The organism is Candidatus Methylomirabilota bacterium (genome assembly GCA_036001065.1).
GTDB lineage: Bacteria > Methylomirabilota > Methylomirabilia > Rokubacteriales > CSP1-6 > MNEF01.
In genome coordinates, this window is the sequence record DASYUQ010000202.1 from 21,519 (window position 1) to 31,187 (window position 9,669).

A 9,669-nucleotide genomic window follows, 5' to 3' on the forward strand; every position below is an offset into this window, starting at 1 on the left:
AGTCAGAGAAGTCGAGCCCGCAGCCAAGCGCTGAGGGCGTCCACCAGTGTCACCATCACGTAGATCGCGAGGATCAGCGTGAGGAGCTGGTGCTCGAGGAAGAGGCTGATGGCCACGTAGACCCGCTGACCCAGACCGCCGGCGCCCACAAAGCCCATGATTGCGGCGGCGCGGATGTTGACCTCCCAGCGGTAGAGCGCGTAGGAGACGAACTGAGGGATCGCCTGGGGCAGGATCCCGTACAGGACGATCCGCAGCCGGCTCGCCCCCGTCGACTGCAGGGCTTCGAGCGGGCGCGGGTCGACGTCCTCCAGCACCTCTCCGAAGAGCTTGCCCAACACCCCGCCCGTGTGGACGCCGAGCGCGAGCACGCCTGGGAACGGGCCGAGCCCGACGACGAACACGAAGATGAGCGCCCACACGATCTCGGGCACCGTCCGCAGGACTGCGAGAATGGTCTTGCTCGCCGCGTAGACGCCGAGGCGCAGGGCCATCGGCGCGCGCCCCAGCCGCTGGCCCTCGTAGAGGACGCCGCGGTAGAGGATCGTCCGGGTGGCGCCCAGCGCCAGGGGAAAGGCGATGCACGCGGCGAGGACCGAGCCGACCAGCGAGATGGCGAAGGTCTCCACCGCCCCGATGGCGGCGTCGCGCAGCGCGCCCGCGGAGAGGTCCGGGGGGAAGAGCCTGGTCACGTAGGCACCGATCTGCCGGAGCCCCTCGACACTCAGCAGCGTGCCCATCTCGACGCGCGTGCCGTGATACGACCACGCCACGAGGGCGCCGAGGCCGGCGATGATCAGCCACGGCGACCAGCGCGGCCGCGACAGCGCGACCGCGCTCATCGGACCACCCGCGCGCGGATACGCCCGCTGATGAAGTCCACCGCCCCCACCAGCAGCAGCAGCACGGCCAGCAGCGTCAGCACCTCGTCGAACTGGAACATGCGCATCGACAGCTCGATCTGCTGGCCCAGACCGCCGGCGCCCACGAAGCCCAGGATCGCCGAGGCCCGGATCGCACACTCCCAGCGGTAGAGCGTGTACGAGATGACGTGGGGCAGGGCCTCGGGCACGAGCCCGTAGAGCACGACGCCCGCCTTGCTGGCGCCGGCCGCGTGCAGCGTTTCCAGCGGCCGGGGATTCACCGATTCCAGAATTTCCGAATACACCTTGCCCAGCATGCCGCCGTAAGCGACGCCGATGGCGAGCACGCCGGGGAACGGGCCCAGGCCGACGGCGCGGACGAACATCAGCGCCCAGACGTACTCGGGGATCGAGCGGAAGACCGACAGCAGCGCCCGCGCCGCGCCGTACGGCACGGCCCCCAGCACGAGGCGCGCTCGGCGCGTCACCCGCTCGTGCAGGATCCCCCGCCAGGTGAGCGACGAAGTGGCGAGCAGGCCCAGCGGGGCGCCGAGAAGCACCGCGATCACCATGCCCATGACGGAGATCTGGATGGTCTCCGCGGCCGGGCGGGCCAGCATGCCGAGGAACCCGGGATCGAGCTTGGGCGGGAGCGCGCCGCGCACGAAGCGCGCGACATTGCCCAGGGCCTGGGCGTCGAAGAGCAGGCGTGGATCCACCTGGGCCGCCCGCAGCGACAGCGCGAAGGTCAGCGCGAACGCGGCGGCGAGGAGATAGGGAAAGGTCGACTTAGTGGTCGAAGCCGGGAAGCGGTCGGCAGGCCCTACCAAACGGGTTCGTGCCCCCTCGGAGCGCGGCCAGCTCTCCCTGCTCCTCCCCGTGACCGGCATACAGCTCTTCGAGCAGCTCCGGGCTCACCTTGTCAGGCGAGAGATCGAAGTGGACCCGCCCCTCGCGGATCCCCACGATTCGGGGGAAGTAGGTCAGCGCCAGCTCCACACTGTGCAGGTTCATGAGCAGCGTCTTCCGAGACTCGTTCGACATGTCGCGCAGGAGCGTCACGATGCTCACCGCCAGCGTCGGGTCCACCGACGACACCGGCTCGTCGGCGAGGATGACGGCCGGATCCTGGATTAGGACCCGCGCGATCGCCACCCGCTGCTGCTGGCCGCCGGAGAGCTCGTCGGTCCGGGCGTAGAGCTTCTCCGGGATGCCGACCTGGGCGAGCGCGCGGGCGGCCTCGTCGGCGGCGCGCGGACGCAGGAGCGAGCCGAGCGCGGTGAGCGTCGACCAGCGTCCGAGGTTGCCGGCCAGGACGTTGTGGACGACGCGCAGGCGGCCCACGAGATTGTGCTGCTGGTAAATCGTCCCGATGCGCGTGCGGGCGCGTCGGAGCGTGGCGCTGGAGAGCGTGGCCACGTCCGTGTCGTTGAGGCGCAGCGTCCCGCTCGTGGGTCGCAGCGTCAGGTTCAGGATGCGGAACAGCGTCGTCTTGCCGGCCCCGCTGGGGCCGATGAAGGCCACGTGCTCGCCGGCCCCCACGGTGAGGGAGACGCCGTCCAGGGCCACCGCGCCGTCGTCGAAGGCCTTTCGGAGGTCGCGCAGCTCGTACATCGCTACTTGAGCAGCCCCGCCGCGATCGCCGCGTCCTCGATGCCCTTCCAGTCAGCGTCGTTGGCCCGGATGTATTTCTTCGTGCGGTGCAGGTCCAGGAGCCGGCGGTGCTCGGGGTTGCTGTGGTCGAGCTTGAGGAAGGCGCTGACTATTCTCTCTTGAAGTCCCTTGTCCAGGTCGCCGCGCGCCGTCCACACGTAGTCGACGTAGGGCGGCGTCGTGTAGAAGACGTTCACCTTCGCGAGGTCGACTTTCTTCTGCTCCACGAGCTTGTCCCAGACGAGGAAGTTGAGCGCGCCGGCCTCGACCTTACCCGTCTCCACCCAGAGCGCGGTCGCGTCGTGAGCGCCGGAGTAGGCGACCTGCTTCATGTCGCGCTCGGGATTGACCCCCGCCTGCAAGAGGAAGTACCGGGGCATGAGGTGGCCCGAGGTCGACCCTACCGAGCCGAAGGTGAAGGTCTTGCCCTTGAGGTCTTGGAGGCTCTTGAGGCCCGACCCCGGCCTGGCCAGGAACACCGACTTGAACTCGGCGTCCTCCTGGCGCAGCACCAGCCGCTTGGCGGTCCCGTTCGTCCGCCGCACGGCCTGCACGGAGGTGAAGCCGCCGTACCAGACCAGGTCCAGCTTCTTGGCCGCCAGGCCTTCGACCGTCGCCGCGTAATCGATCACGGGGGTGAACTGCACCTTCACCCGCAGCTCTTTCGACAGGTACTCGGCGAACGGGGTGTAGATACGGAGCAGCTCCGCGGGGTTCTCGTCCGGGATCGCCGAGACCCTGAGGACCTCGGCGACATCCGCGGTGGACGGGCCAGGCAGGGCCGCGGCCAGACCGACGATCAGGAGCAGGAGCGCGCGTCGCATGGAGTCGACCTCAGTGAATGGATTGGCGTCCTTACTTGAGATGCCGCCCAGCCTAGCGGGATTCGCCGCCAACGCAAATCGGTAGAGCCGATTCGGAGAGCTCGGGCCCATCGGCGAATGCCGATGGCGCCGGGTGGGCCGTCGTTAGGGGGTAATGCGGATCAGGGGCTCGGCGAGGACGCCGCCGATCTCGGCGCAGGTCTCTCCCCGCTTGGCGAACTCCGCGGCGACGCCATCGGCGCGATCAGGCGCCACGGAGAAGAGCAGACCACCCGAGGTCTCCGACTCGAAGAGCAGCGAGGCCAGCGGCGGGGGCACGCCCGGATCGATCGTCAGCCGCGAGCCGAAGAGCGCCTCGACGTAACGGCGGTTGCGCTTCATCCCTCCGCTGAAGTGCCCCTGCTCGGCCAGCGCCAGCGCGCCCGGGAGCAGCGGCAGGCGTGACGCCGCCACGGCGATCCCGGCGCCGGACGCCTCCACCATCTCGCCGGCGTGACCGAGCAGGCCGAAGCCGGTGATGTCCGTCGCGCCCTTGACGCCGCACACCGAGGCGACCTGGGCGGCGACGCGGTTGAGACGCAGCATGCTCTTCACCGCCCCCTCCAGGATGCCGGGGTCGGCCGCGCCGTCCTTGGCGGCGGTGGTGATCACACCGGTGCCCAGCGGCTTCGAAAGGAAGAGGCGATCACCGGCTCGCAATCCGCCCTTGATCAAGAGGCGGTCGGGATGCGCGCGTCCGGTGACACAGAGGCCGTACTTGGGCTCGTTGTCGATGACCGTGTGGCCTCCGGCGATGACGCCGCCCGCCTCGGCCACCTTGTCGGCACCGCCGCGGAACACCTCGGCGATGATGGCCTTGGGCAGGTCGCGCGGGAACCCCGCCACGGCGAGCGCGAACATCACCTCACCGCCCATCGCATAGACGTCGGACATCGCGTTCGCCGCCGCCACCGCGCCCCACGTGTACGGGTCATCGACGACGGGCGGGAAGAAGTCCACGGTCTCGACGATGGCCAGATCGGGGGCGACGCGGTAGACGGCGGCGTCGTCGGCGCGCCCGAGCCCGACGAGCAGGTGCTCGTGCACCGGGCCCTCGGCTGGCTTCAGGACGGCGAGCACCTCCTGGAGATCGCCAGGAGCCATCTTGGAGGCTCAGCCGGCGCAGGAGGCGTACGCGGTGAGTCGGATCTCCTTGCCGGTGGCGGTCGGCCCCTGCGTCATGGCTGGCCCTTACGATGTGCGGTCGGCCGCCTGGGATTCGACGAACTCCAGGAAAGCCTGGGCCAGCGGCGAGCGCGTCCGGTCGCGGTGGGTCACCAGGTGGAACGAGCGCGTCACGTTCAGGTCACGCACGTTCACACACGAGAGCAAGCGCGCCCGGCACTCGTCCTCCACCGCCCGCTTGGAGATCATCGCGATCCCGACGCCGGCGCGCACCGCCTGTTTGACCGCCTGCGTCGAGCCCATCTCGCCCGCCACGCGGAAGGTGGCGAGGTCGAGGCCCGCCTCGGCGAGCGCCCGTTCGAGGGCCTCCCGGGAGCCCGAGCCGCGCTCGCGCAGGATCAGGGACTCCTGCATGACGTCCTTGAGGGTCACGTTCTTGCGCGTGGCCCAGGGGTGATCGGCGGAGACCACGATCACCATCTCGTCGGCCATGAGCTCCCGCGACTGGAGCGCCCGGCTGGGCGGGCGCGCGCCGACGACGCCGATCTCCACCCGCCCCTCCTCCACCCACGCGCTCACCTGCTGGCTCGAGCCGATGCGCAGACTGATCGAGATGTCGGGGTACTTGCCCTTGAACTGCCCGATCAGCGCGGGGAGGATGTATTCGCCAGGGATCGTGCTGCCGCCCACGATCAGCTGGCCGCTCATGCGCCCCTGGAACCGGTCGATCGCCTGGCGGGCCTCGTGCGTGAGCCCGAGAATCCTCCGCGCATAGCCCAGCAGCAGCTCGCCGGCCGGTGTGGGGGTGGCGCCGCGCCCCAGGCGGTCGAGCAGCTGGACGCCGAGCTCCTGCTCGAGGGCCTGCACGTGCTCGGAAACGGTCGGTTGCGTGAGGAACAGGGCTTCGGCGGCGCGGGAGAAGCTCCCCAGCTCGGCGACCTTGGCGAAGACTTCGAGCCGGCGGAGATCCATCGGTGAGGCCGGGGCCCGTCAGGGCCCCGCGGTCAGTGGCAGGAGCACCCGCCCCCGCAGCAGCTACCGCCCGAGGGCATCGCGGACGACGCGACTCCGCCGTCGCTCTTGAGCGCGAACAGGGAGAACTTGCGCTTCACGTCGCCGCTGGCGCAGGTCGGGCAGGCCACGGCGGCGGCACCCGTCGAAACGTACCGCTCGAACTCCCGGCCGCAGCCGGCGCAGCGGTACTCGTACATCGGCATCGGCTACTGGCCTCCGCGCTGGACGTAGCTCTTGACGAACTCTTCGGCATTTTCCTCGAGGATGTCGTCGATCTCGTCGAGGAGCTTGTCGATGTCTTCCTTGATCTTCTTGCCCTTCTTGGCCAGTTCCGGATTGCCGGCCGCGCCGTCGCCGCCCTCGGAAGGCTTGGTGGGCTTCGTCTCTTTCTTCTTCTGCTGCTCTGCCATAAGGCTCTCCGTCGGTCAGGGGACCCGCCGCTCGCTTAGCCGCACCCTGGACTCATTCTAGCAGATGGCCACCTCGCCAAGCGCGTTTTCAGGCCTGGCGGAACTGCTTGCTGAGCGTGAGCGTTTGGTGCTGATAGGAGGAGCCGAGCCCGACCCCGTACAGCCGCTCCGGGCGGCTGGCGACGCGCTCGAACAGCACCTTGAACGAGATCTGTCCGTCGTACACCATGAACGGCACCTCCCGCGCGCGGACCTCCATCACGACCTTGGTGCCCCGCACGCCGCCGTCCCCGTAACCGAAGCCGGGGTCGAAGAAGCCGGCGTAGTGCGTGCGGATCTCGCCGGCGCCCGCATCGTACACCACCATCTCGGCCGCGAACTCGGGGGGCACGCGGATCCGCTCCTTCGACACCAGGATGTAGAAGCGATCGGCCTCCAGGATGTATGCGTCGCGGCCTGGCCGCTTGATCGGCTCCCAGAACTCCACCGGATCATAGAAATCGACCTTGCCCAGATCCACCGCCGGCGGATTGGGGTGGGCGCGGTAGCCGATGATGCCGCCGGTCTTGCGGCCCGAGAGGTCGACCCCCATGCAGAGGCCGTCGTTGAACACGACGCGCTCGAGCGGAATCGGCCGATCGTCGTCGTAGAGCAGCGGCGTCTGGCCGTAGACCTCCGCCAGCGCGGCATCGGAGAGCAGCGTCTGGCCGCTCAGCAGCCGCAGCTGGTTCAGCGACTGTCCGGTCTGCACGCGCACCGGGAACGACTGCGGCGAGATCTCGAGGTAGAGCGGACCCGCGTAGCCGGCGCGGATCTCGTCGAACCGCGGGGTGGCGTCCGTGATCACGCGCGTGAAGATGTCGAGGCGGCCGGTCGTGCTCTTGGGGTTACAGCGCCCGCGCACCTCGGACGGCAGCGCCAGTGATTCGAGCAGCGGTACCAGATAGACGGAACCGCGCTGGAGCGTCACCCCCGGCTCCAGCGGCAGCTGATCGATCACGAGATCGCTGTCGAGCACGTCGTCCTGCCGCAGCCGGCTCTGGACCGTCTCCCGGAAGGGCAGGAAGCTCGCGCGCAGCTGATAGGCCACCGGGCCCAACCGGAGATCGAGGCTCGCCGGCTGGAACTGGGCCTCCCGCACCGATGCCGCCGCTCGGATCCACCCGGCCGCGACCGCCGCGCGCAGCTCTTGATACGGAAGCACACCCGGGCGGGTGTTGCGCGCCGGTGGCGCCAGACTGGTCCTCATCGCGCTCCACTTAGCATCGCGGTCCCTCGCCCGTCAAGCCGCGCGCCGGCGGGCCACCCAGAAGCACGCGGAGGCGAGCGCGCTGAAGAGGACGGAGGAGAGGAACGCGATGCGGTAGGAGCCGGCGACGTCGTGCACGGCGCCGCCGAACCAAGGGCCGAGGGCGGCGCCGACGCCGTTGCCGAGGTTGAGCAGGCCGTAGATCACGCCGAAGCGGCGGCCGCCGAAGAGATCGGCGGCGATGGCCGTGATGATCGGTCCCCGCGCCCCGAAGCCGAGCCCGAACAGGAGCGCGTAGACGACCAGCCACGCCGTGTGGGGCCACGCCTCGGTGGCCACCAGGGCCAGCGCCCCGCCCGCCGTGCACCCGAACGAGATCGTGGCGGACAGCGCGCCGCCGAAGCGATCGGCGACGACGCCGAACACGGCACGCCCGACGCTCGACATCAGCCCCATGAGACCGAAGAGCCACGCCACCTGCAGGCGCGGGAAGCCGAGGTCGACGGCAAACGCGACCTGGTGCGTGAAAACGGGGAAGACGGCCAGAGGGGTGAACAGGTAGGCGGCGCCCAGCGCCCAGAACGCGCGCGTCCTCAGCGCCTGCGCGAGCGTCGGATCCTCGCGCGCACGCTGGGGCCGGGAAGCTCGGCTCGACTCCGCTACCGGCGGCCCCGGGGCCGGCACCGGCGCGTCGCGGGCGCCCCACCAGGCGATCGGCAGCAGCAGGACCAGCACCCCGACGCCCAGCATCACGCTCGCCCCGCGCCAGCCGACGACGTCGATGAGCCACTGCGCGAGCGGCCCGAAGACGAACACGCCGATACCCATCCCCGAGAACGCGAGCCCCACCATGCGGCCCCGGCGCTCCACCACCCAGCGCGAGAGCAGCACGCCCATGGGCACCCAGCCCAGCGCGACGATCCCCATCGCCCCCAGGACGCCGGTATAGAGGTACAGGTGCCACGGCGCCTGGATGGTGCCGGCCAGGATCGAGGAGCCCCCCAGCAGCACGACGCCCAGGAGAATCACCCGCCGTGGGCCCAGCCGGTCCACGACGATGCCCGTCACCGGCGCCAGCACGCCCTGTACCATCGTGGAGACCGACATCGCTCCCGCGGTGAGGGCGCGCGACCAGCGAAATTCCTCGATGAGCGGGACGAAGAAGATGGAGAAGGAGAAGAAGAGGCCGTAGGCGGCGGCCAGGATCAGCCAGACGACGCCGACGATGCGCCTGCGCGCGTTCAGGACGAGGCGTCCACCACGGCGCCCTGCCGGTCGACCTCGAGCGCCTGCGCGCGGCCGACGATCCCCGCGCGGCCCAGCGCCTGCTCCATGGCGCGGGCGACGGCGTCGGCGGCGCCGGCTGCGGTGGCGACGACGGCCAGCAGCGACGGGCCGGCCCCGCTCAGCACACAGCCCAGCGCGCCCGCCCGCCGCGCCGCCGCCACCACGCCGGGCATCCAGGGAAAGAGGCGCAGCCGATGCGGCTCGTGCAGGCGATCCTCCAGCGCGATGCTCAGCGCGTCGGGACGGTTGGCCTGGAGGCTCGCCAGCAGGAGCGCGACGCGCTGGACGTTGAAGACGGCGTCCTCTCGCGCGACGGTGGCCGGCAGAACGGCGCGGGCCTCGGCGGTCGCGCTGGTGATGTCCGGGACCAGCGCGATCCAGCGCAGGCCCGCCGGCACCGGGAGCGCCACCGCCGTGGTCCCCTCCGGCCCCGAGCAGGCGACGGTGAGGCCGCCGAGGAGCGCGGCGGCGACATTGTCGGGATGGCCCTCGGCGCGGGCCGCCAGCCCCAGCAGCGTGTTGCGGTCCAGCGGCGAGCCCAGCAGCGCATTGCCGGCGACCAGTCCGCCCACCCAGGCCGCGGCGCTCGAGCCGAGCCCGCGCGCCAGCGGGATGCGGTTCACGCAGGCGAGCGCGCAGCCGCGGAAGGCGTGGCCCCCGGCCTCGTAGGCGGCCTGGACGCCGCGCGCGACGACGTTACGCTCGTTCGGTGCCAGCCGGCCCTTGCCTTCGCCCTCGATGGTGACGGTCACGCGGTCGGATTCCTCGGCGACGACCTCGTTGTAGAGGGCAAGCGCGAGTCCCAGCGAATCGAAGCCGGGACCGAGGTTCGCCGAGGTGGCGGGAACGCGGACGTGAACGCGCCGAGGCGTCACCGCGAGCGCCTAGTGCCGTTCCAACTATTCGCGCCAAGGGAGGCGCCGTGTACTACACGTACGTGTTGCGGAGTGATCGAGATCAACGGCTCTACACCGGAACGACGCACGACCTCCGCACCCGAATCAAGCTGCACGCTGGCGGAAAGGTGCGCGCGACCGCTTACCGACGGCCACTGGTACTCGTGTACTACGAGGCCGGCCTGAGTGGCGATGATGCGTTTCGCCGGGAACGGTTCTTGAAGACGGGGAAGGGTAAACGCTTCTTGCGCAACCGCCTCGCGTCGTTCCTGGCCAGATTTAGTACCAACAAGTTGGAACGGCACTAGA

General features: G+C 70.2%; 12 protein-coding genes. 1 reads left to right on the plus strand and 11 read right to left on the minus strand.

Annotated elements, in window-relative coordinates; translation table 11 throughout:
* Positions 1–2: 2 nt before the first annotated feature.
* The 11 genes from phnE (VGV13_19435) to thrB form a co-directional block, all read right to left on the minus strand.
* Positions 3–842, minus strand: coding sequence for a phosphonate ABC transporter, permease protein PhnE (phnE, locus tag VGV13_19435; protein ID HEV8643262.1), 840 nt, complete (start codon positions 840–842; stop codon positions 3–5).
* On the minus strand, positions 839–1,693 hold the full coding sequence (gene phnE, locus VGV13_19440; protein ID HEV8643263.1) for a phosphonate ABC transporter, permease protein PhnE: 855 nt from the start codon (positions 1,691–1,693) through the stop codon (positions 839–841). Before phnE (VGV13_19440) ends, phnE (VGV13_19435) begins: the two co-directional genes overlap by 4 nt.
* The gene (locus VGV13_19445; GenBank protein ID HEV8643264.1) at positions 1,653–2,477 is read right to left on the minus strand and encodes an ATP-binding cassette domain-containing protein; all 825 of its coding nucleotides are present in this window, start codon (positions 2,475–2,477) and stop codon (positions 1,653–1,655) included. The genes phnE (VGV13_19440) and VGV13_19445 overlap by 41 nt, the downstream gene beginning before the upstream one ends.
* A gap of 2 nt (positions 2,478–2,479) precedes the next feature.
* The gene (locus tag VGV13_19450) at positions 2,480–3,340 is read right to left on the minus strand and encodes a putative selenate ABC transporter substrate-binding protein (GenBank protein HEV8643265.1); all 861 of its coding nucleotides are present in this window, start codon (positions 3,338–3,340) and stop codon (positions 2,480–2,482) included.
* 144 nt (positions 3,341–3,484) lie between these two features.
* Positions 3,485–4,561, minus strand: a complete 1,077-nt coding sequence (gene selD, locus VGV13_19455) for a selenide, water dikinase SelD (protein HEV8643266.1) — start codon at positions 4,559–4,561, stop codon at positions 3,485–3,487.
* A gap of 9 nt (positions 4,562–4,570) precedes the next feature.
* A complete protein-coding gene (locus VGV13_19460) occupies positions 4,571–5,476 on the minus strand; it encodes a selenium metabolism-associated LysR family transcriptional regulator (protein HEV8643267.1) in 906 nt (301 codons plus the stop codon).
* Between the two features lie 32 nt (positions 5,477–5,508).
* Entirely contained in the window at positions 5,509–5,721 is a 213-nt protein-coding gene (locus VGV13_19465) for a zinc ribbon domain-containing protein (GenBank protein ID HEV8643268.1), read from the minus strand.
* A gap of 3 nt (positions 5,722–5,724) precedes the next feature.
* The gene (locus VGV13_19470; GenBank protein HEV8643269.1) at positions 5,725–5,928 is read right to left on the minus strand and encodes a ubiquitin-like protein Pup; all 204 of its coding nucleotides are present in this window, start codon (positions 5,926–5,928) and stop codon (positions 5,725–5,727) included.
* Between the two features lie 88 nt (positions 5,929–6,016).
* Positions 6,017–7,177, minus strand: a complete 1,161-nt coding sequence (locus tag VGV13_19475; protein ID HEV8643270.1) for a 2'-deoxycytidine 5'-triphosphate deaminase — start codon at positions 7,175–7,177, stop codon at positions 6,017–6,019.
* 33 nt (positions 7,178–7,210) lie between these two features.
* Positions 7,211–8,422, minus strand: coding sequence for an MFS transporter (locus VGV13_19480; protein HEV8643271.1), 1,212 nt, complete (start codon positions 8,420–8,422; stop codon positions 7,211–7,213).
* Positions 8,419–9,339, minus strand: a complete 921-nt coding sequence (gene thrB, locus VGV13_19485; protein ID HEV8643272.1) for a homoserine kinase — start codon at positions 9,337–9,339, stop codon at positions 8,419–8,421. Before thrB ends, VGV13_19480 begins: the two co-directional genes overlap by 4 nt.
* 62 nt (positions 9,340–9,401) lie before the next feature.
* Here thrB and VGV13_19490 point away from each other — a divergent pair, with 62 nt between their 5' ends.
* On the plus strand, positions 9,402–9,668 hold the full coding sequence (locus VGV13_19490; GenBank protein HEV8643273.1) for a GIY-YIG nuclease family protein: 267 nt from the start codon (positions 9,402–9,404) through the stop codon (positions 9,666–9,668).
* Position 9,669: the final 1 nt, after the last annotated feature.

What these genes read in the sequence shown, in the direction of transcription:
- phnE (HEV8643262.1), bottom strand. Translation starts at nt 842, where the DNA reads ATGAGCGCGGTCGCGCTGTCGCGGCCGCGCTGGTCGCCGTGGCTGATC.
- VGV13_19445 (HEV8643264.1), bottom strand. Translation starts at nt 2,477, where the DNA reads ATGTACGAGCTGCGCGACCTCCGAAAGGCCTTCGACGACGGCGCGGTG.
- VGV13_19450 (HEV8643265.1), bottom strand. Translation starts at nt 3,340, where the DNA reads ATGCGACGCGCGCTCCTGCTCCTGATCGTCGGTCTGGCCGCGGCCCTG.
- VGV13_19460 (HEV8643267.1), bottom strand. Translation starts at nt 5,476, where the DNA reads ATGGATCTCCGCCGGCTCGAAGTCTTCGCCAAGGTCGCCGAGCTGGGG.
- VGV13_19465 (HEV8643268.1), bottom strand. Translation starts at nt 5,721, where the DNA reads ATGCCGATGTACGAGTACCGCTGCGCCGGCTGCGGCCGGGAGTTCGAG.
- VGV13_19470 (HEV8643269.1), bottom strand. Translation starts at nt 5,928, where the DNA reads ATGGCAGAGCAGCAGAAGAAGAAAGAGACGAAGCCCACCAAGCCTTCC.
- VGV13_19475 (HEV8643270.1), bottom strand. Translation starts at nt 7,177, where the DNA reads ATGAGGACCAGTCTGGCGCCACCGGCGCGCAACACCCGCCCGGGTGTG.